Source organism: Lysobacter cavernae (genome assembly GCF_042648505.1).
GTDB lineage: Bacteria > Pseudomonadota > Gammaproteobacteria > Xanthomonadales > Xanthomonadaceae > Lysobacter_L > Lysobacter_L cavernae.
The window spans coordinates 354,783-376,430 of record NZ_JBHRXK010000003.1; the positions used below are offsets into that span (position 1 = coordinate 354,783).

Here is a 21,648-nt window from a genome sequence, read left to right on the forward strand (position 1 = left end):
GCGCTAACATCGGCCGGTCGCCGCTGTGGGGACAGCTACCGGCGACGCGGCCGGGCCACGGCCAGCCGCCCTATAACTAGAACTAGCTGGGGAAATTACGATGTCCAAGGGGCAATCTTTGCAGGATCCTTTCCTGAATGCGCTACGTCGCGAGCGCGTGCCGGTCTCGGTGTACCTTGTCAACGGCATCAAGCTGCAAGGCACGATCGAGTCCTTCGACCAGTTCGTGGTGCTGCTGCGCAACACCGTGAGCCAGATGGTCTACAAGCACGCAATCTCGACCGTGGTGCCGGCGCGCAACGTGCGCGTGGGACCGGGTGGTGGCTACGTCCAGTCGGGCGAGGGCAACGGTGACGAAGACGGCGACGAAGCCGAATGATCAGATGAGAGGCATGACCCGCTTTGTTTGAACGATCCCGCAAGGGCGAGCATGCCTTGTTGATCCAGCCTCACGCCGGCGGACCGCCGGATGAGGATCTGCTGGAAGAGTTTGCCGATCTGGCCCGTTCGGCCGGTGCGACCGTGGCCGCCGTGCTGACCGCGCGCATCGACCGCCCGAATGCGGCCATGCTGATCGGCAGCGGCAAGCTGGAAGAGGTCAAGGCCGCGGCCGATGCCAGCGGCGCCGACCTGATCCTGGTCAACCATCCGCTGTCGCCGGGCCAGGAGCGCAACCTCGAGCGCCTGCTCGAGCGCCGCGTGGTCGACCGCACCGGTCTCATCCTCGACATCTTCTCGCAGCGCGCGCACAGCGCCGAAGGCAAGCTGCAGGTCGAGCTGGCCCAACTCAAGCACATGGCCACGCGCCTGGTGCGCGGCTGGACCCACCTGGAGCGCCAGCGCGGCGGCTCCATCGGCCTGCGCGGTCCCGGCGAGACGCAGCTCGAAACCGACCGCCGCCTGCTGCAGAAACGCCTGGAGCAATTGCAGAAGCGTCTGGACAAGGTCGAGGTGCAACGCACCCAGATGCGCCGTGCGCGCGTGCGCAGCGAGCTGCCGCGCGTGGCCCTGGTCGGCTACACCAACGCCGGCAAGTCGACCCTGTTCAATGCGCTGACCGGTGCGGAGGCCTACGCCGCCGACCAGCTGTTTGCCACGCTCGATCCCACCGTGCGCCGCATCGAACTGTCCGGCGGCGGCGTGGTTCTGGCCGACACCGTCGGTTTCGTCCGCGACCTGCCGCACGAACTGGTGGCCGCGTTCCGTTCGACCCTGTCGGAATCGCGCGAGGCCGACCTGCTGCTGCATGTCGTCGATGCCGCCGACCCGTTGCGCGACGAGCGTATTGCCCAGGTCGACGCCGTGCTCCACGAGATCGGCGCCGGCGACATCCCGCAGCTGCTGGTGTTCAACAAGATCGACAAGGTCGAGGGCGCGCAGCCGCGCCACGACCGCCCGGCCGAAGGCCGCATGCGGGTATGGGTGTCCGCACGCGACGGCCAGGGCCTGGACGTGCTCCGCGCCGCGATCGCCGAAGCCCTGCAGCTGCGCCATGTCAGCGGCGAGTTGCGGTTGCCACCGCAAGCCGCGCGCCTGCGCGCACGCCTGCATGCGCTGGGCGCGGTCAAGGCCGAGTCCCACGACGAGGCCGGCTGGCTGTTGACCGTCGACCTGGCCGTGGCCGATGCCCAGCGCCTGTTCGTACAGGCCCACGGCGAGGCCCTGCGGCCTTTGCTGGAAACGGTGATTACCGACCTCGATTCCCAGTGAGACGGTGGCACCTTGCTTGAGGCCGTGAGGGCCCCCACCTAGAATCGACGGATGCCCGCCTGAACGCGGGTGCGTTTCCCATCTTGGAGCAGGCATGGCCTGGAACACCCCCGGCAGTGACAATTCCGGCGGTTCCGACCCCAACGGTCGGTCGCCGCGGCAGCGCAAACCCAATGGCCGCGGCCTGGATGCATTGCTCGATCCCTTGCGCAACCTGTTCGGCAGCCTCGGCGGCGGTGCGGGTGGTGGCAACAGCATCCTGCGCTGGATCGCGCTCGTGTTCGGCCTGTGGCTGGTATTCAACTGCTTCGTGCTGGTGACCGAGCAGGAGCGCGGCGTGGTGCTGCGCTTCGGCCAGTTCGCGCGCGTGCTGCAGCCGGGCCCGCACCTCAAGGCGCCGTGGCCGATCGAGCGCGTGATCAAGGTCAACGCCACCCAGATCAAGACCTTCAGCGACAACGTGCCGGTGCTCACCGCCGACGAGAACATCGTGCAGGTCGAAATCAACGTGCAGTACCGCGTCAGCGACCCGCGCCGTTACGTGTTCGGCACTCGCGACGGCGACCAGATGCTGCAGCAGGCGGCGCTGAGCACCGTGCGCGAGCAGGTCGGCCGCTCCACGCTCGACACCGTGCTGGGCGCCCGCAGCGCGCTGGCGGTGTCGGCGCGCGTGCAGCTGCAGAAATCGCTGGACGCCTACCGCACCGGCCTGGTCGTCACCGAACTCAACCTGCCCAACGCGCGCCCGCCGGAAGAGGTCAAGCCGGCCTTCGACGACGTCAACAGCGCCCAGCAGGACAAGGACCGCCTGATCAGCGAGGCCCGCGCCTACGCCGCGCAGGTGGTGCCGGAAGCCCGCGGCCAGGCCGCGCGCGTGCGCACCGTCGCCGAGGGTTACAAGACCGCCACGGTCGCGCGCGCCCAGGGCGACGCCGACCGCTTCTCGCTGCTGGTCGACCAGTACAAGCTGGCGCCGGAAGTCACCCGCAAGCGCCTGTGGCTGGAGTCGGTGCAGGAAGTGCTCACCGACAACCGCAAGATCGTCGGTGGCGATTCGCGCCAGCTGATCTACGTGCCGATGCAGAACAAGGGTGGCGCGAGCAGCGGGGGGGGCACGTCCGGGTTGTTGCCGGAAAGCCTGGCGCCGACCGTCACCGCCATCGAACAACAACAGGCCGAGCAGGCCGGCCGCACTGGCCGCACGCCACGTCCGACTGGCCGTGAGGAGGTCACCCGATGAGATTCTCGTTCTGGATCGCGACCGTGGTAGCGGTCTTGCTGGCCCTGCTGGGCTCGGTCTTCGTGGTGCGTGAAGGCCAGACCGCGATGGTGCTCAACCTGGGTCGCGTCTCGCGCAGCGACATCGGTGCCGGCCTGCACTTCAAGTGGCCATTGGTCGAGACCGCGCGCGTGTTCGACCGCCGCCTGCAGGTGCTCGACGCCGAACCCGAGCGCTACCTGACCTCCGAGCGCAAGGACGTCAGCGTCGACTTCTTCGCCGTGGGCATGATCAAGGACGTGCGCGCGTTCTACCGCGCCACCGGCGGTGACGAATCCGTCGCCGTGCAGCGCCTGGCGCCGATCATCAAGGACTCGCTGCGCAACGAGATCAACGCGCGCACGCTGTCGCAGGTGGTGTCGGGCTCGCGCACCGAGGTGATCGGCCCGCAGCTCACGTCGATCAACGAGGGTGCCGCGACCATGGGCGTGCAGATCATCGACCTGCGCATCAAGCAGATCGACCTGCCCACCGACAGCCAGGTCATCCAGGACGTCTACCGTCGCATGCGCGCGCAGCGCCAGCAGGTGGCCAGCCGCCTGCGTGCGGAAGGCGCCGAGCAGGCGCAGACCGTGCGTGCCCAGGCCGACCGCGAGCAGGCGGTGATCGTGGCCGAGGCCGAGCGCGACGCCCAGCGCCTGCGCGGTGAGGGCGATGCCACCGCCGCGCGCGCCTACGCCCAGGCGGCGAACAAGGACCCGGCGTTCTACGCGTTCCAGCGCAGCCTCGAGGCCTACCGCAAGTCGTTCGCCGACGGCGAGGGCGTGATCGTGCTCGACCGCGACGACCCGTTCCTGCAGTACCTCAAGTCCGACCGCTGAGCATGGCGCTGGAGCTGGTCTCGGCACTGTGCCTGGTCGCGGTGCTGGAGGGGCTGTTCCTGTTCGTGGCGCCAGGCGGCTGGAAGCGCGCGATCGAACAGATGCACGCGATGCCCAACCGGCAGCTGCGCGTGGTCGGTGCGGTCGTGGCCGGCCTCGGTCTGGTCTCGCTGTGGTGGGTGCGCCAGTAGCCGGCTCTCGCACACATGAACAATCTCGCGCCGTCATCCCCGCGAAGGCGGGGACCCAGCGACGTTTGTCTGGGCCGCCGGCAGCGATCACCCGCGTGCCGGTGGCCGGGTTCGGCATGCCGCGGCGGGCGCGGCTGAGCCGAATCTGTCCGCTCACCACGCCGGGGTGGTTACACCCCCCTAAAACCCGGATAATGCACAAAAGCCGGAGGGGCCGTCCCTTCGGCTTTTTCCGTGTCAGGGCTCCGTAGGAGCGGCTTCAGCCGCGACCCACGGCGTCGCACGGGTCGCGGCTGAAGCCGCTCCTACGATATGCAGCTGGAGTAAAGCGTAATGGGTCAGTCAGTCGTCGTTCTCGGTGCCCAATGGGGCGATGAAGGCAAGGGCAAGATCGTCGATCTGCTGACCGAGGAAATCGGTGCGGTCGTGCGCTTCCAGGGCGGCCACAACGCCGGCCACACCCTGGTCATCAACGGCAAGAAGACCGTCCTGCACCTGATCCCGTCCGGCATCCTGCGCGACGACGCGCTGTGCCTGATCGGCAACGGCGTGGTGCTCAGCCCGGCCGCGCTCAAGAAGGAAATCGCCGAGCTCGAAGCCACCGGCGTCGACGTGCGTTCGCGCCTGAAGATCAGCCCGGCCACACCGCTGATCATGCCGTACCACATCGCCCTGGATCAGGCCCGCGAGAAGGCCGCCGGCGGCAAGGCCATCGGCACCACCGGCCGTGGCATCGGCCCGGCCTACGAAGACAAGGTCGCCCGTCGCGGCATCCGCGTCGCCGACCTGCATTACCCCAAGCAGCTCGAAGAACTGCTGCGCACCGCGCTGGACTACCACAACTTCGTGCTGACCAAGTACCTGGGCGCCGACGCCGTCGACTTCCAGCAGACCTTTGACGAGGCGCTGGAATTCGGCGAGTACGTGCAGCCGATGAAGTCCGACGTCGCCGGCATCCTTCATGACCTGCGCAAGCAGGGCAAGCGCGTGCTGTTCGAAGGCGCGCAGGGCGCGCTGCTCGATATCGACCACGGCACCTATCCGTACGTCACGTCCAGCAACACCACCGTCGGCGGCGCGCTCGCCGGCACCGGCGTCGGCGTCGAGGCGATCGACTACGTGCTTGGCATCTGCAAGGCCTACGCCACCCGCGTCGGCGGCGGCCCGTTCCCGACCGAACTCAACGACGAGATCGGCCAGGGCATCCGCGACCGCGGCGCCGAGTACGGCGCCTCCACCGGCCGCCCGCGCCGCTGCGGCTGGATCGACATCGTCGCGCTCAAGCGCGCCGTCGCGATCAACGGCATCAACGGCCTGTGCATCACCAAGCTCGACATCCTCGACGGCATGCCGTCGCTGAAGATGTGCGTGGCCTACAAGTACCACGGCAAGCAGAGCGAGTACGCCCCGCTCGACGCCCAGGGCTGGGACGAGTGCGAGCCGGTGTACCTGGAGTTCCCGGGCTGGGAGGAATCCACCGCCGGCATCACCGAATGGGACAAGCTGCCCGCCGCCGCCCGCGCCTACCTGCGCGCGCTGGAAGAACTCTCGGGCTGCCCGCTGGCGATGGTCTCCACCGGCCCCGGCCGCGAAGCGACGATGACCCTGCGCGATCCCTGGGCGTAAGCGCCCTCGCGCGTCATCCCCGCGCGAAAGCGGGGATGACGCGCCTATCAAAAGGCCCCGCGATGCGGGGCCTTTTCGTTTGCCGGCCAGCAGGACGATGACGCGCCGTGGCCCTTTTTCTGTAGGAGCGGCTTCAGCCGCGAGCTTCCGCATGCCATTCCCGGCCAGGCCGCATTACCCCGACACCCAACGTAGAGCTCGCGGCTGAAGCTGCTCCTGCATCGTCCTCCCACCAGGAGAAGATGGCGCGAAGCGCCGGAAGCGGGTCATGACGGGTCAGGTGCCGGCCAGCAGGACGACGATGGACCGCGGCCCTTATGTAGGAGCGGCTTCAGCCGCGAGCCTCCGTATGCCATTCCCGGCCAGGCCGCATTACCTCGACATCCAACGTAGAGCTCGCGGCTGAAGCCGCTCCTACATCCAGCGCCGACCTCGCCGCCATGAGCGGCGACGCGGTCCCCCGACACGGCAGCGATGCCGCCTTCGATGGGCGCGCGTGTCGCTTTTTTCGCCATCGTTGCCGCCATGAGCGGCAAGGGCGCCGCTCATGGTGGCAACACCGTCGCTTGTTTCGGCCGCGCAGCAGCGCCGACCGGCATGCGCGCCGTCACCCGTGGCAACCCCGCCGCATTTTCTGGCATCCGAAAAGCAAAAAGCCGCATCGCTGCGGCTTTTTGCCCTTCAAGCCCCTCTCCCGATGGGAGAGGGGTTGGGGAGAGGGCCAACGAAGCCAGAAACCTGCAGTCCCCCTACCTGCCAACCGCGCTGACGATCACCCCGACACCGGCGCCACCGGCCGCGGCGCCTTGGCGAACCGCGACGACAGTTCCTTGCGCAGCCCCTCCAGGCCCTGGTTCCTGCCCGACACCTTGAGCAGCGCATAGCCCTCCAGCGCGCAGCTCATCACGTCGCTGCCCAGCGCGATCTCGGTGTCGTTGGCGCGCTCGGTCAGTCGCTGCAACCGCTGCAGGCGCGGGCGCAGCACGTCGATCGCGGCCAGGTCGGCCTGCGCCTCGGCCAGGTCCAGGCTGGGCGGCACCACCTGCGGGTTCTGCGCCAGCACGTTGAGCGCCTGCCGGCAGAAGGCCTCGGACTTGTCGCCCATGCGCGCCAGGCTGCGCCGCTCGTCGCCGTCCAGCGAGATCAATCCCGCCAGCTGGGTTTCGAGTGCGGCCAGGGCCTGGTCGATCGCCATCAGCTGGTCGCCGGTCAGGGTGAGGGATAGAAGGTTTTGGCTCACTGCAATCTCCTTTGCGTTCCGTGTGAGAGGCCGGCGTGCCCGCCATCGCGAGCCTGCAACCGACCGGTGATGCCCCGCCGCGTTCCCTGTGGCGTGTGGTCCGTGACCGACCGCAGGCCGGCGACTGGAGCGGGGTGGAGTTTGCCAGATTTGGCGGTTGGGGCGAGCCCCGGCTCGGCGCGCTCCCCCTTGGTTGCCGGACCACAGCCCCGCATCAGGTCGCGTGCCGGGCGTTGGCGCCGTGACCGCCTGTCGTATCCTGCCAACTCGCTGTGATTAGGGGAGCGACGTGTGCCGCTGAGCTGGAACGAGATCAAGACCCGCGCCATCGCCTTTTCCAAGGAGTGGGAGGGCGAGTCGTCCGAAGACGCCGAAGCCAAGACCTTCTGGGACGCCTTCTTCGAGGTGTTCGGGGTCAATCGCCGGCGCATCGCCAGCTTCGAGGTGCCGGTCAAGCGCAACGACGGCAGTGGCGGCTTCATCGACCTGCTGTGGAAGGGCATCCTGCTGGTCGAGCACAAATCGCGCGGCAAGGATCTCGACCGCGCCGCCTCGCAGGCGCGCGACTATTTCCCCGGTTTGAAGGACCGCGACCTGCCGCGCTACGTGCTGGTCTCCGACTTCGCCCGCTTCCGTCTCTACGACCTGGAATCCGGCGAGCAGCACGACTTCCCGCTGAAGGAGCTGCACCGCCACGTGCGTCTGTTCGGCTTCATCGCCGGCTACCAGAGCCGCGCGTTCAAGGACGAGGACCCGGCCAACATCAAGGCCGCCGAGCGCATGGGCAAGCTGCACGATGCGCTCAAGAGCAGTGGCTACAGCGGCCATACACTGGAGATGCTGCTGGTGCGCGTGCTGTTCTGCCTGTTCGCTGAAGACACCGGCATCTTCGAGCCGCGTCGCCGCTTCCAGGACTTCATCGAGCAACGCACCGCCGACGATGGTAGCGATCTGGGCGCGCAGCTCAGCGCGCTGTTCCATGTGCTCAACACTGCCGAGGACGCGCGCCAGAAGACCCTGGACGAGCAACTGGCCGGCTTCCCCTACGTCAACGGCAAGTTGTTCGCCGAACCGCTGCCGCCGGCCGCGTTCGACGCCACCATGCGCGAGCGCCTGCTCGATGCCGCCGGGCTGGACTGGAGCGAGATCAGCCCGGCCATCTTCGGCGCGCTGTTCCAGTCGATCATGGACGAGAAGGCGCGGCGCAACCTGGGCGCGCACTACACCAGCGAGAAGAACATCCTCAAACTGATCGGGCCGCTGTTCCTCGACGGGCTGCGGGCCGAGTTCGCCAAGGTGAAAAACAGCCGCGCCAAGCTGCACGAGTTCCACGAGAAGCTGGCGGCGCTGACCTTCCTCGACCCGGCCTGCGGCTGCGGCAACTTCCTTGTCATTGCCTACCGCGAACTGCGCCTGCTCGAACTCGACGTGATCCTGGCCTTGTACGAGAAGGACCAGGAAGCCGGCCAGATCACCGACCCGCGCCTGCTGATCAAGTGCAACGTCGACCAGTTCTACGGCATCGAGATCGAGGAGTTCCCCGCACAGATCGCCCAGCTGGCGCTGTGGCTGGTGGACCATCAGGTCAATCTGCGTGTCAGCGAACTGTTCGGCAACCCGTTCGAGCGCCTGCCGCTGAAGAAGTCGGCGACGATCGTGCACGGCAATGCGTTGCGGATTGATTGGAATGACGTGGTGCCGGCGGCGGAGCTGGATTACATCCTCGGCAATCCGCCGTTCGTGGGGAAGAAGGAACAGAGCGCCGCGCAGAAGGCAGATATGGCGCGAGTATTTGCGGGCGTGAAAGGCGCGGGCGTGTTGGACTTCGTCGCGGCCTGGTATCTCAAAGCTGCTGAGATTACGGGGGGGGGATACTGCCGATGCGCCTTTGTGTCAACAAATTCGATCACGCAAGGTGAACAAGTCGGTGTGCTTTGGACCGAGCTGTATCGGCGCGGAATGCACATCCAGTTTGCGCATCAGACTTTCAAGTGGAGCAACGAGGCGCGAAAGAATGCTGCGGTTCATTGCGTGATCATCGGGTTCGCATCGCTAGCTCCGGAGCGGGCCCGTCTTTTTGTTTACGCGAATCAGTCGGGAGAACCACTTGAGCTCTCCGCAGCCCGCATTAATGCGTACTTGCAGGATGGCCCCGAGGTGGTGATTACGCGTCGAATCCGGCCGTTGTCTCGGGTCCCCGAGATCACTAAAGGTAGTGAAGCGACTGACTTCGGATATTTGTTCTTAAATGGCGAAGAACGTTCCGATCTTCTTCGTAGTTGCCCTGCAGCGAGTAAATGGACAAAACGGGTTTACGGTTCCGAAGAATTGATCAACGGCAATGAACGTTGGTGTTTATGGCTGGAAGGGATATCACCAATGGAGCTGCGTGCTATGCCGCCAGTGCTCGAGCGCGTCGAACGCGTGAGGCACGGGCGAGCTGCGAGCGACAAGGCGCGTACAAAAGAGTGGGCCGCCCGCCCGTCCGTTTTCTCTGAGAACCGGCAGCCAACAGCCTCGTACTTGGCTATACCCAAGGTGTCCTCGGAAAGACGGGACTATCTACCCATCGGATTTCTCACGGCGGATGACATTGCGACAGGCAGCTTGCAGGTAGTTCCCGATGCCGGGCTTTATCACTTCGGAGTTTTGAGTTCCGTCATGCACATGGCTTGGATGCGGGCTACAGGTGGACGCATGAAAAGCGACTATCAGTATTCCAACACCATCGTCTACAACAACTTCCCTTGGCCTGACTCGCCCAGCGACAAGCAAGGCGAAGCGATTGAGCAAGACGCCCAGGCCGTGCTCGACGCGCGTGCCGCATTCCCCGGCAGCACCCTGGCCGACCTCTACGACCCGACCACGATGCCGCCGGCGCTGGTCAAGGCCCACCAGGCGCTCGACCGCGCGGTCGATGCCGCCTACGGCAAGCGCGTGTTCAAGACCGACGCTGAACGCGTCGCCTTCCTGTTCGAGCGCTACCAGAAGCTGACCTCGTTGCTGCCCGCGGTCAAGCCAAAGGCGGCACGCAGACCGCGCACCCCGGCCTCGCCCTGACCGGCCTGTACAACGTACACGGGATGGCTGTCCCGCCTGCGCGATGGCTGCCGACGCACAAGCGGGCCGCTGGATGTGACCCGTTTCAAATTTTGTGGGGCATCAGCGCCGACACCGGTGGCCAGGGACCATGTGCACATGACCGGCACAGCGATGGTCTGGCAAGGTGCATGGGGGAGGGCGGTTGCGCCTGATTCCATTGACTGGCCGATGGGGAACATCGGCCTCCGGCCCGAGGGCCATCGACTATGAGGGGGCGTCATGCGTCGTTTACTGGTTTCTGCCATTGCTCTGGTTCTGGCCGGTGGTTGCGTGACCGCCGTGGCCGGGACAACGGCCCCTGCGGCCGGCTCTGCCGCGCTGCCCACCACGCAGCTGCCGCGCAGCGTGCGGCCCGTGCACTACGACGTGGCAGTGGTGCCGAATGCGCAATCGATGAGTTTTGATGGCCACGTGGCGATCACCCTGGAGGTGCTGCAGCCGACGACGTCGATCACCCTGCACGCGGTTGACATGGCCTTCGCCAACACGTCATTGGCCGCCGCGGGCTCGCGCGCCGTGCCGATGGCGCCGAAGGTGTCCACCGATGCCAAGACGCAGACCGCGACCTTCGCCTTCGAGCGGGCGCTGGCTCCGGGCCGCTACACGCTGGCCACCGATTACACGGGAAAGATCGGCACGCAGGCCAACGGCCTGTTCGCGATCGACTACGACAGCAAGGCCGGCAAGAAGCGCGCGCTGTACACGCAGTTCGAGAACTCCGACGCGCGCAAGTTCGTGCCGTCGTGGGACGAGCCCAGCTACAAGGCGACCTTCGCCCTGACCGCGACCGTGCCGTCGAGCCAGATGACGGTGAGCAACATGCCGGTGGTGGAGACCACCGACCTGGGCAACGGCAGCAAGCGCGTCAAGTTCGCGCAGTCGCCCAGGATGTCCACCTACCTGCTGTTCTTCAGCCTCGGTGATTTCGAGCGCGCGACGCTGCAGGCCGGAGCCACCGAGGTCGGCGTCGTCGCCCAGACCGGATTGATCGACCAGGCCAAGTTCGCGCTGGAGTCCACGGTCGATGTGCTGCGCGAGTACAACGACTACTTCGGCGTCCCGTATCCGCTGCCCAAGCTCGACAACGTGGCCTCGCCGGGCAGCAGCCAGTTCTTCGGCGCGATGGAGAACTGGGGCGCGATCTTCACCTTCGAGCACACGCTGCTGCTCGATCCAAGCATCTCCACGCAATCGGACAAGCAGCGCGTGTACGCGGTCGCCGCGCACGAGATCGCGCACCAGTGGTTTGGCAACCTGGTGACGATGAGCTGGTGGGACGACCTGTGGCTCAACGAGGGTTTCGCCACCTGGATGGCGGGTCGCACCACGGCCAAGCTGCACCCGGAATGGAACACGCAGCTCAACGCGGTGGGCGGGCGCGAGGCCGCGATGGGTCGCGATGCGGTCGCTTCCACGCACCCGGTGGTGCAGCACGTGGAAACGGTGGAGCAGGCCAGCCAGGCCTTCGACGCGATCACCTATTCCAAGGGAGGCGCGGTCATCCGCATGCTCGAGGGTTTCGTCGGCGAGGACGCCTGGCGCGAGGGCGTGCGTCGTTACATGAAAGAACATGCGTACGGCAACACCGTGTCGGACGATCTGTGGCGGCAGGTGCAGGCCGCGGCGGGCAAACCAATCCTCGATATCGCCCACGACTTCACCCTGCAGCCGGGCGTTCCGCTGATCCGCGTGGAATCGGCAACCTGCAATGCCGGCAAGACCACGTTGAAGCTGAGCCAGGGCGAGTTCACCAAAGACCGTCCTGACAAGCAGCCATTGACGTGGCGCGTGCCGGTGATTGCGCAGGTCGCGGGCAGCGCGCCGGCGCGCACGGTGGTGGAGGGCGGCGCCGGTGTGCTCGACGTTGCCGGTTGCGGCCCGGTGATCGTCAATGCCGGCCAGAGCGGTTACTACCGCACGCTGTACGCGCAGCCGCAGTTCGATGCGATCCGCGACGGCTTCGCCACGCTCGCGCCGATCGACCAGCTCGGCCTGATGGGCGATGCCTGGGCACTGGGCATGGCCGGCCTGCGGCCGGCGTCGGATTACCTGGACCTCGCCGCGGCCACGCCGCTCGATGCTGACCCGAAGCTATGGGGCGGCATTGCCGACAACCTGCAGGGCCTCGACGCCTATTACCGGGGCGATGCCGCGCGCCAGGCCCGGTTTCGCAAGTTCGCGGTGGCTACGCTGGCGCCGGCATTCGCGCGGGTGGGTTGGGAGGCGAAGGCCGATGAGGCCGGCCCGGTCGCGATCCTGCGCATGCAACTGATCGACGCGTTGTCGTCGTTGGGCGACCGCGCGGTCGTCGCCGAGGCGCAACGGCGTTATGCGGCCAGCGCGAACGACGCCGCTGCTATGCCGGCGGCGCTGCGCAAGACCATCCTGGGCGTGGTGGCGGCACACGCCGACGCCGCGACCTGGGAGCGACTGCACGCCGCGGCGAAGGCCGAGAAGACCCCACTGGTGAAGGACCAGTACTACGCACTGCTGTCATCGGCGGAAGACCCGAAGCTGGCGCGACGCGCGTTGGAGCTGGCGCTGACCGCGGAACCCGGCGAGACCAACAGCGCCCGCATGATCTCGGCGGTCGCCTGGCACCATCCCGACCTGGCATTCGACTACGCCGTGGCGCACCGCGAGCAAGTCGACACCAAGGTCGACACCACCTCGCTGAGCCGCTACTACCCGGGGCTGGCTGGAAATTCGCTGGATGCGGCGATGATCGACAAGATCACCGCCTACGCCGATGCGCATATCGCCGCCGGTTCGCGCCGCGCTGCCGACACGGCAATCGCCAACATCGTCTATCGCCGCAAGGTGCGTGACGAGCAGCTGCCGGAAATAGATATGTGGCTGAAGAAGAACCGCGGCTGAGGTGATCCGGCCCGCTGCACGAAACAAAAGGCTCCTGTTCGGAGCCTTTTGTTTCTGCGAGCTTGATCGACGGGCACGGTCGACAGCAAGGCCCACGCCGACAAGGCCGTCGCGGTCGCCACGAAGATCAAGGGCGTGAAGAACGTTGACGCAACCGCGTTGCTGGTCGCCGGCAAGTGAATGAGGCAATAGCGCAGCTATGCATGTACGCCAGAAGACAGCCCGCAATGCGGAACCTTTTTCATGGAGTGCTCGCGTCCGTGATGCAACGGCCAGCAAGTTGTTGACCCGCAGATGCCCTAGCCGGGCGACAGCAGCACCACCGCGATCAGGGTGTTGATCACCATACCCAGTATCAGCACCAGCAGGGTCGCGCTGACCGCACGCCACCATGGCAGCTGCAGGATCAGGCGGAACCTGTGTGCCTGCACGCACACATACCAGAGGCAGGCCACCGCCATGATGAAAAGGCCGGCCAACTGCGTCGTCGGGTCCTTTAGGCGCACGAACACCGTGCCGCTGGACAGGGCGATCGCGAATGGCGCGGCCAGGTAGCACTGCACGTAGAACGGACGCCGCATGGTCTCGCGGTCGAGCGGCGTGCGAGTGCGGTGGAGCAGGTACACGGTAGCGATCAGCGGCCAGATGCCGAAGGTGATCGCACGGTAGATCAGCAGGTTCTGCTGCGAGCCGAACACTGTGCGGGACAGTTCGTTGACGGTCACCGGCATCGTTGCATGCATGGCGATCTCAAGGGCATGCGCCAACAGCACCGCCAGCACCAGGAACAGCGGTGGACTGAGCGCGTCGCTGAACTGGCTGCGCAGCGGGTCGCCCAGTTCGTCGTCGGCATAGCGCGCCATCCGTTGCGGATGGCGGACCACCCGCCACAGGGTCCGAGGAAAGAACACCAGCCAAGTCACGGCCTCGTAGAGGAATTCCTCGAACGACTTCATGATCTTCAAGAAGTCCATGCGTCATCGCTGCGAAGAGGGCGGATGGGAGGGACAGTAGCAGAGTGATCGCAACGGGTGTTCACGAGCAGAGCGAACGTCCATGGATCTTCGATCCCTGGCCACCGGGCATAGCCCGATGGCGCTCAGCGCCGCGCGAACCAGTGGCTCGCAAGCAGCGGCACATCGCCCCCGCCTACGCGGGATGACGGACAAAAAAAGGGCCCCGCAATCGCGGGGCCTCTTCTGGGTCGATCGCGCGGTGCTTACGCCTCGACGGGGTCGTCCTTGTATGCATCCACCGGGATGCAGGCGCACATGACGTTTTTATCGCCATAGACGTTGTCGACGCGGGCGACCGGCGGCCAGTACTTCTGCTGCTTGAGGCTCGGCAGCGGGAAGGCGGCCAGCTCGCGCGGGTAGGCGTGGGTCCACTCACTGGCGCTGACCGCGGTGGCGGTGTGCGGGGCGTGCTTGAGCGGGTTGTCCTCGCGGTCGAGCTTGCCGTCCTCGATCGCGCGGATCTCGTCGCGGATCTGGATCATCGCGTCGATGAAACGGTCGAGTTCGTGCAGCGACTCGCTCTCGGTCGGCTCCACCATCAGTGTGCCGGCGACCGGGAAGCTCAGCGTCGGGGCGTGGAAGCCGAAGTCGATCAGGCGCTTGGCCACGTCCTCGGCACCGATGCCGGTGGCGTCCTTGAGCGGGCGCAGATCGAGGATGCACTCGTGCGCGACCAGGCCGTTGCGGCCCGTATAGAGCGTCTCGTAGTGCGGGGCCAGGCGCGTGGCGATGTAGTTGGCGTTGAGCAGGGCCACCTGCGTCGCGCGGCGCAGGCCGGCGCTGCCCATCATCGTGATGTACATCCAGCTGATCGGCAGGATCGAGGCCGAACCGAAGCTGGCCGCGCTGACCATGCCGACCGCACCTTCGCCGCCGAGCGTGCGCGGCAGGAACGGCGCCAGGTGCGACTTCACCGCGCACGGACCAACACCCGGGCCGCCGCCGCCGTGCGGGATGCAGAAGGTCTTGTGCAGGTTGAGGTGCGACACGTCCGAACCCCACTTGCCCGGCTTGGCGACGCCGACGAGGGCGTTCATGTTGGCGCCGTCGGTGTACACCTGGCCACCGTGGGCATGGACGATCTCACAGATCTTGACGATGTCTTCCTCGAACACGCCGTGCGTGGACGGGTAGGTGATCATCAGCGCGGCCAGGCGCGCGCTGTACTTTTCAGCCGCGCGCTGGATGTCTTCGACATCGACGTTGCCGTTGGCGTCGCACTTGGTCACCACGACCTGCATGCCGCACATCTGCGCCGAGGCCGGGTTGGTGCCGTGCGCCGATTCCGGGATCAGACAGATGTCGCGATGGGCCTCGTCGCGCGAGCGATGGTAGGCACGGATCGCGAGCAGGCCGGCGTATTCGCCCTGCGCGCCGGAGTTGGGTTGCAGGCTGACCGCGTCGTAGCCGGTGCACTCGACCAGCATCGCTTCCAGGCCGTCGATCAGCTCCTTGTAGCCCGTCGCCTGCGCGGCCGGCGCCAGCGGATGGATGTTGCCGAACTCCGGCCACGTCACCGGGATCATCTCGGCGGTGGCGTTGAGCTTCATGGTGCAGCTGCCCAGCGGGATCATGGTGCGATCCATCGCCAGGTCCTTGTCGGCCAGCGCACGCATGTAGCGCAGCAACTCGTGCTCGCTGTGGTGGGTGTTGAACACCGGATGGGTCAGGAACGCGCTGGCGCGCTTGAGGCCGGCCGGCAGGGCATCGGTCGTGGCCGAGTCGAGCGCGTCGATGTCGGTGATGGTTGCACCGAACAGCGCGGCGATGGCGACCACGTCTTCGCGCGTGGTGGTTTCATCCAGGCTGATGCCCAGGCTCTTGCCGTCGATGCGGCGCAGGTTGATGCGCGCGGCGACGGCCTGGGCGTGGATGGCGTCGGCGTCGACATCGACCACGTGCAGGGTGTCGAAGAAGTCCGGGCCGACGGTGACGCCGGCCTGGCGCAGCGCGCCGGCCAGGATCGCGGCCAGGCGGTGGGTGCGGCGGGCGATGCGGGTCAGGCCGTCCGGGCCGTGGTAAACGGCGTACATCGATGCCATCACCGCCAACAGCACCTGTGCGGTGCAGATGTTGCTGGTGGCCTTCTCGCGGCGGATGTGCTGCTCGCGCGTCTGCAGCGTCAGGCGGTAGGCCGGCTTGCCTTCGGCATCGACCGAGACGCCGATCAGGCGGCCCGGCATCGAGCGCTTGTAGGCGTCGCGACAGGCCATGAAGGCCGCGTGCGGGCCGCCGAAACCGAACGGCACGCCGAAGCGCTGGGTGTTGCCGACGACGATGTCGGCGCCCCATTCGCCGGGCGCGGCGATCAGGGTCAGCGCGAGCAGGTCGGTGGCGACGGCGACCACGCCGCCGCGGGCGTGCACGGAATCGGTCAGCGCCTGGTAGTCGCCGCCGTTACCGAGTGAGAGCTGGCCGAACGTGTTGGGGTACTGCAGCAGCACGCCGAAGCTGTCGATGCTGGCGGCCTCGCTGTCGTCGGCGATGACCAGCTCGATGCCCAGCGGCTCGGCGCGGGTGCGCAGCAGTTCCAGCGTCTGCGGGTGCACTGCATTGGAGGCGAAGAACACGTTCGACTTCGACTTGGCCGATCGCTTGGCCAGGGTCATCGCCTCGGCAGCGGCGGTGGCCTCGTCGAGCAGCGAGGCGTTGGCGATCTCCATGCCGGTGAGGTCGGCGCACATCGTCTGGAAGTTGATCAGCGCTTCCATGCGGCCCTGCGAGATCTCCGCCTGGTACGGCGTATAGGCGGTGTACCAGGCCGGGTTCTCGAGGATGTTGCGCAGGATCACGTTGGGCGTGTGGGTGCCGTAATAGCCCTGGCCGATGAAGCTGCGGAACACCTGGTTCTTGTCGGCGATGACGCGGATCTTGGCCAGCGCCTCGACCTCGGTCATGGCGGCCGGCAATGCCAGCGGCGCGGCCGACTTGATGCTGCCGGGGACGATGGCGTCGGTCATCGCCTCCAGCGAGTCGTAACCGACCGTGCGCAGCATCTGCGCGACTTCGGCGTCGTTGGGGCCGATGTGGCGCTCGATGAAAGCGTCGTGGTGCTCGAGAGCGCGCAGGGAAGGCGTGGCATTGGTCATGGCTGGAGCGTCCAAAAGTGACGTGCGTGCCGCACGTAGGGCGCCCCTCTGTCCTTTTGCCTGAGAGTTTGGAAGCGCGGGGGGAGGGAGATTGCTCTCGCTGCGCGCTTCGTGCCCCTTCGGCGCCGGTTCGCCATGAAGGCCGCCGGTCTCTCCAGAGTTGTTAGGCACGCGGCGGTTATGGGGCCTGAGCGATTACGGGCGGTTGCGCCTTCGGCAGCGGTCATGCCGTTGCCGGCCGACCGCTTCTCCCACCGCGTGCTTGACCCGGCAATTATAGCCGCAGGCCAGACCGATGCCGCTTGCGGCTGAGGGGCGGAGAGGAGCCGGTGAGGCCATTCAGATTCGGCCGGTCGGCCCGTACCATGGAGCGCACGAGAGGCGCACATCAGGGGGCACGCAATGAATGTCGAGACGGACCCGAGCCCGCCCGTGATCGAGGGCGCATCGGCCGCGGCCCCGGCCGGCGCCCCTGCGGCAAGGAGCCCGGGCATTCCCGTGGTGATCCGGATCGGGCGGCGGCTGCTGCGAGAGCCCAGCCTGATGGTGACCCTGGCCTATGTCTTCGTGTCTTTCATCGGGTTGTGGTCGAGCTATTGGTTCTATCGCGGCTTCAACCTGCCCATCCTCGAATACATGCAGGCCGGCGATTACCTGGTCGCCGGTCTTCGCGACCCGGTCTACGCGATCCTGTTGTTCACCTCAGTGGCGATTGCGCTGCTGGTGTCGTGGCCGGAAACCCATCGCCGTGACCATCCCGAGCGCGTGGAGGAGTACCGCCGCAAATGGTGGGGGCGGCTGGTCTTCAGCAACTTTCGGGGGTTTCGCTGGAAGGGGCTCGGCATGGCCCACGAAACCGGCATCGTCTTCGCGGTGCTATGGGGCTTGGTCGCGGCCTCGGCGGCTTACGTCGACATGAAGGCCGGGCAGATTCGCGAAGACCGCGCCGGGGCCCGCGTGCAGGTCACATTGACTGGCGATGCCGCGCCGCAGCCCAATGCGGCGCGCCTGCTCGGCAGCAGCAGTGCGTTCGTGTTCCTGTGGTGGCCCGACCGGAAGGTCGCCGAGGCGGTGCCGATCGAAAGCATCGGCCGCCTGACGACCGTACCGGCCGTGCATAACAAGGTGCGGCCGACCCCTGCAGCCCCTTCGGCCAAGGCAGCGCGCTGATCGCCCAGGCCGGCACAGTGCCGACGGCGCGTTGTGGCAGTTTCGTACCAGTGCGGGGCGTATCCTTGTCGCCCCGGATCGATGCAGGATGCATGGCATGAGCGCGCCCCCGTTCCAGTTGCTGCAGCTCGATCACGTCGTGCTGCGCGTGCGCGATGTCGCCGGCATGGTTGGCTTTTACTGCGGCGTGCTTGGCTGCCGCGTCGAACGCCGACAGGACGGGATCGGTCTGGTGCAGCTGCGTGCCGGTCATTCACTGATCGACCTGGTCGACGTCAACGGCAAGATCGGCCGCCACGGCGGCGCGGCACCGGGGGCGGAGGCGCACAACATGGACCACCTGTGCCTGCGCGCCGAGCCGTTCGATCGCGAGGCGATCCTTGCGCACCTGCAAGCCCACGGCGTGCGCGTCGGCGAATTCGGTGCGCGCTACGGCGCCGAAGGCGAAGGGCCGTCGCAGTATCTCTATGACCCGGAAGGCAATCTGGTGGAGTTGAAGGGGCCGCCGGATGTGCCTGCCGATGCGTGTGCCATGACCTGACAAGGCCTTCTGTTGCGCAGTGGCCGCCCTGCTTTTTTGCTCGTCATTCCCGCGCAGGCGGGAATCCAAGGACGCACGGTCGTCAAGGCCAGGCAACGTCCATGGATCCCCGCCTACGCGGGGATGACGATTCTCTTCGTACCGTATTGACCGTCGCGGCCTAATAATGTCGACATCCGCCAAACCACCCACGCTCTCCATCTCCATCCGCCGCCTGGCCCTGCTGCTCGGCGGCCTGGCGATGTTCGGGCCGTTCTCGATCGACACGATCTTTCCGGCCTTCCCGGCGATCGGCGCGCAGTTCGGCGCCGACAAGCTGGCGATGCAGCAGACCATCAGCGTGTACCTGGTGGCTTACGCGGCGATGAGCATTGTCCACGGCCCGCTGTCGGACGCCATTGGCCGCCGCAAGGTGATCCTCGGCGGGCTCATCGTGTTCGCTGCCGCATCGGTCGGTTGTGCGCTGGCGAAAGACCTGCCGACGCTGCTGACGTTCCGCGCCCTGCAGGGCCTGTCCTCCGGCGTCGGCCTGATCGTCGGCCGTGCGGTGATCCGTGACGTGCTGCACGGCGACGATGCGCAGCGGTTGATGAGCCAGGTGTCGATGATCTTCGGCGTCGCACCGGCGGTGGCCCCGGTGATCGGCGGCTGGATCCTCGGTTGGAGCCACTGGCCGGCGATCTTCTGGTTCCTGGTGGTGTTCGCGGTGGTGCTGCTGGTCGCGGTCTGGCGCGTGCTGCCGGAAACGCACCTGCCCGAAGCTCGCCTGCCGCTGGTACCGCGTCGCCTGTTGCGCGACTACGTTGCCATCGTCATCAATCCGCGCTTCCAACGGTTGGCTGCGGCAAGTGCATTCAATTTCGCCGCGCTGTGGGTCTATATCTCGTCGGCGCCGGCGTTCGTGCTCGACATACTCAAGCTCAGCGAGCGCGAGTTCGGCTGGTTCTTCGTGCCGATGATCAGCGGCATGGTGCTGGGCGCGTTCGTGTCGGGCCGCAGCGCCGGCAAGGTCAGCGGCGAGAAGCTGGTGTCGATCGGCTTTGCCTGCTCGGCGTTGGCGATGGCACTCAACCTGGGCTACAACCTGTGGACGGATGTGCCGCAGGTGCCGTGGGCGGTGTTGCCGATGGCGCTCAACGCATTCGGCATCGCCCTGGTGTTTCCGATCGTGACCCTGTCGATCCTCGACATGTACCCGCGCCAGCGCGGCTCGGCCTCATCGCTGCAGGCCTTCACCAGCCTGGTGCTCAACGCGTTCATTGCCGGCGTGCTGTCGCCGTGGATCAGCGATCATTCGCTGTGGCTGGTCGGCGTGGCGATCGCATTCCTGGCGCTGGGCTGGATGTTCTGGCGCTGGGAGGCGCACGTCTCGCACACGGCTGCCGCGTGCAGCGGCGAGTCGACCACGGTGCCGGGCGAGACGCTCTAGCGCCGCTTCCGTGCGGCAGGCACCGGCCGGCTAGCTCACGGCTTGGCCTTGGCCGCCGCCTGCTGTGCGGCGACGCGCTTGGCCACGTCGGCGAGCATCGCATCCAGATCGGCGCGGTCATGGACCTGGCCCTTCAGCACGACGGTGTCGATCTTGCGCGTGGCGTTGATGTCGCTCAGCGGGTCGGCGGTCAGCAGTACCAGGTCGGCGGCCTTGCCGACGGCCAGCGAGCCATAGCGGTCGTCGTGGCCGAGGAAGCGGGCGCCGTTGATCGTCGCCGCCTGCAGGGTCTGCAGCGGGGTCAGGCCGTAGCGCACGAACAGCGCCATCTCCTGATGCAGGCCGATGCCCGGGTAGTTGTAGGAGTTGAGAAAACCGGCGTCGGTGCCGGCGAGCAGGGTCACGCCGGCCTGCTGCAGCAGCGGCAGGATCGCGGCGTTCTTCTCGAAGCGCTCGTGGCGGCGGGCGATCGCGGCGGCGGCGTCCTTGGCCGCGCGCTCCACGCGCCAGCTGTAGGTCGCCTGCAGGCCGGGGCCGATGTACTTGAGGTAATCGTCGTGCTTGTGGTCGTCCTGGTCGAGGTAGCTGGTGACCTGGCTGCCGTTGAGGGTCGGGGTGACCGCGGTGCCGCGTTGCGCCAGGCGCGCGTAGGCGGCCTTGGCGGTGGCCTCGTCGAAGCTGGCATTCAACTGCGTCCAGGCGTCGCGGCTGCTCAGCTCGCCGCGCGCGACGGCGGCACCAAGTTCGCGTTCCTTCGGCGAGCCGGCCTTGAAGGCGTAGTCGATGTGTTCGATCGAACTCAACCCGGCGGCGCTGACCTCGTCGATGGTCAGTGCGAACGGCACGTGCGCGGAGGTCTTCAGTCCGCGCCGCTTGGCTTCCTTGACCGCGTCCAGGAACAACTCGGTCGACAGGGTGTTGTCGGTGATCTTGACGAAGTCGACCTTCCAGGCCTGCAGCTTGTCGAGAGCTTCGTTCAGTTCCTTGACCGAACCGATCTCGAGATCGCCCGGCCAGATCGACTTGTAGCCTTCGAGCTTCGGCCCGGAGGTGAAGATGGTCGGGCCGAGCAACGCATTGGATGCGGTCGCCGCGCGCCATTCGAACACGCTCGGGCTGAGATCGCCGGCGGCGTCGCGCACCGCGGTGATGCCGTGCGCCACGTACAGCGGCAGCAGGTTCTTGTTCTCCTCGATCAGCGCCTCGCCGCCGCCGAAGTGGACGTGCATGTCCCACAGGCCGGGGATCGCGTACTTGCCCTTGGCGTCGAGCGTCTGCGTGGCCTCGTATCGCTTCGCGGCGCGGTCGGCGACGATCGCGACGATGCGGTCGCCACGCACGGCGATGGCCTGGTGCGGGTGGCGCTGGCCGTCGATGACATCGATTACGGTGGCATCGCGCACCAGCAGGTCGACGCGTTCGGCGGCGTGTGCGTTGCCGCCGGCCAGCAGTACGCCCAAGGTGAGAAAGAGCAGTGACTTGTTCATGACCAATTGTATCGCCTGTAGCTGAGACAGCAGCGCCGGATGACCGCGGGATACGGCTGCAGACGTAATC

15 protein-coding genes, 1 pseudogene and 1 riboswitch are annotated in these 21,648 nt (G+C 66.8%); of the genes and pseudogenes, 12 read left to right on the forward strand and 4 right to left on the reverse strand.

All coding sequences use genetic code 11. The features are described 5' to 3' along the window. The first annotated feature begins 100 nt into the window (after nucleotides 1-100). The 6 genes from hfq to ACFOLC_RS08825 all read left to right on the forward strand — a co-directional run bounded on the left by hfq (nucleotide 101) and on the right by ACFOLC_RS08825 (nucleotide 5,627). Complete coding sequence (hfq, locus tag ACFOLC_RS08800) at nucleotides 101-379, forward strand: RNA chaperone Hfq (protein ID WP_386758865.1); 279 nt, start codon at nucleotides 101-103, stop codon at nucleotides 377-379. A gap of 23 nt (nucleotides 380-402) precedes the next feature. After that, complete coding sequence (gene hflX, locus ACFOLC_RS08805) at nucleotides 403-1,710, forward strand: ribosome rescue GTPase HflX (protein WP_386758866.1); 1,308 nt, start codon at nucleotides 403-405, stop codon at nucleotides 1,708-1,710. Between the two features lie 94 nt (nucleotides 1,711-1,804). Next, nucleotides 1,805-2,950: an FtsH protease activity modulator HflK gene (gene hflK, locus ACFOLC_RS08810; protein WP_386758867.1), complete on the forward strand. Its 1,146-nt coding sequence runs from the start codon at nucleotides 1,805-1,807 to the stop codon at nucleotides 2,948-2,950. After that, nucleotides 2,947-3,810: a protease modulator HflC gene (hflC, locus tag ACFOLC_RS08815; protein ID WP_386758868.1), complete on the forward strand. Its 864-nt coding sequence runs from the start codon at nucleotides 2,947-2,949 to the stop codon at nucleotides 3,808-3,810. Before hflK ends, hflC begins: the two co-directional genes overlap by 4 nt. Nucleotides 3,811-3,812: 2 nt before the next feature. Further along, nucleotides 3,813-4,001 carry a DUF2065 domain-containing protein gene (locus ACFOLC_RS08820; protein WP_386758869.1) on the forward strand — a complete coding sequence of 63 codons (189 nt, stop codon included), beginning with the start codon at nucleotides 3,813-3,815 and terminating at the stop codon, nucleotides 3,999-4,001. A 333-nt stretch (nucleotides 4,002-4,334) separates the two neighbouring features. After that, entirely contained in the window at nucleotides 4,335-5,627 is a 1,293-nt protein-coding gene (locus tag ACFOLC_RS08825) for an adenylosuccinate synthase (RefSeq protein WP_386758870.1), read from the forward strand. Nucleotides 5,628-6,399: 772 nt separating this feature from the next. On the opposite strand, the gene ACFOLC_RS08830 is transcribed toward ACFOLC_RS08825, so the two are convergent. Continuing rightward, complete coding sequence (locus ACFOLC_RS08830; protein ID WP_386758871.1) at nucleotides 6,400-6,867, reverse strand: hypothetical protein; 468 nt, start codon at nucleotides 6,865-6,867, stop codon at nucleotides 6,400-6,402. Nucleotides 6,868-7,158: 291 nt separating this feature from the next. Here ACFOLC_RS08830 and ACFOLC_RS08835 point away from each other — a divergent pair, with 291 nt between their 5' ends. The 3 genes and pseudogenes from ACFOLC_RS08835 to ACFOLC_RS08845 form a co-directional block, all read left to right on the forward strand. Beyond that, complete coding sequence (locus tag ACFOLC_RS08835; protein WP_386758872.1) at nucleotides 7,159-9,927, forward strand: class I SAM-dependent DNA methyltransferase; 2,769 nt, start codon at nucleotides 7,159-7,161, stop codon at nucleotides 9,925-9,927. 261 nt (nucleotides 9,928-10,188) lie between these two features. Beyond that, on the forward strand, nucleotides 10,189-12,846 hold the full coding sequence (locus ACFOLC_RS08840) for a M1 family metallopeptidase (RefSeq protein WP_386758873.1): 2,658 nt from the start codon (nucleotides 10,189-10,191) through the stop codon (nucleotides 12,844-12,846). A gap of 81 nt (nucleotides 12,847-12,927) precedes the next feature. Next, nucleotides 12,928-13,026: pseudogene (locus ACFOLC_RS08845) on the forward strand (BON domain-containing protein); the annotation flags it as partial. A 119-nt stretch (nucleotides 13,027-13,145) separates the two neighbouring features. On the opposite strand, the gene ACFOLC_RS08850 reads toward ACFOLC_RS08845, so the two are convergent. Both ACFOLC_RS08850 and gcvP read right to left on the reverse strand, forming a co-directional pair. Then, a complete protein-coding gene (locus tag ACFOLC_RS08850) occupies nucleotides 13,146-13,820 on the reverse strand; it encodes a hypothetical protein (protein WP_386758874.1) in 675 nt (224 codons plus the stop codon). A 245-nt stretch (nucleotides 13,821-14,065) separates the two neighbouring features. Further along, nucleotides 14,066-16,951: an aminomethyl-transferring glycine dehydrogenase gene (gcvP, locus tag ACFOLC_RS08855; RefSeq protein WP_386758875.1), complete on the reverse strand. Its 2,886-nt coding sequence runs from the start codon at nucleotides 16,949-16,951 to the stop codon at nucleotides 14,066-14,068. A gap of 38 nt (nucleotides 16,952-16,989) precedes the next feature. Beyond that, a riboswitch (glycine riboswitch) is annotated at nucleotides 16,990-17,119 on the reverse strand. A gap of 234 nt (nucleotides 17,120-17,353) precedes the next feature. On the opposite strand from gcvP, the gene ACFOLC_RS08860 reads away from it, so the two are divergent. The 3 genes from ACFOLC_RS08860 to ACFOLC_RS08870 all read left to right on the forward strand — a co-directional run bounded on the left by ACFOLC_RS08860 (nucleotide 17,354) and on the right by ACFOLC_RS08870 (nucleotide 20,091). Further along, nucleotides 17,354-18,121, forward strand: coding sequence for a hypothetical protein (locus ACFOLC_RS08860; protein ID WP_386758876.1), 768 nt, complete (start codon nucleotides 17,354-17,356; stop codon nucleotides 18,119-18,121). A 97-nt stretch (nucleotides 18,122-18,218) separates the two neighbouring features. Then, a complete protein-coding gene (locus ACFOLC_RS08865) occupies nucleotides 18,219-18,662 on the forward strand; it encodes a VOC family protein (RefSeq protein WP_386758877.1) in 444 nt (147 codons plus the stop codon). 166 nt (nucleotides 18,663-18,828) lie between these two features. Next, entirely contained in the window at nucleotides 18,829-20,091 is a 1,263-nt protein-coding gene (locus tag ACFOLC_RS08870; RefSeq protein ID WP_386758878.1) for a multidrug effflux MFS transporter, read from the forward strand. A 35-nt stretch (nucleotides 20,092-20,126) separates the two neighbouring features. Here the strand turns inward: ACFOLC_RS08870 and ACFOLC_RS08875 are convergent, their stop codons facing one another. After that, nucleotides 20,127-21,578, reverse strand: coding sequence for an amidohydrolase family protein (locus ACFOLC_RS08875; protein WP_386758879.1), 1,452 nt, complete (start codon nucleotides 21,576-21,578; stop codon nucleotides 20,127-20,129). Nucleotides 21,579-21,648: the final 70 nt, after the last annotated feature.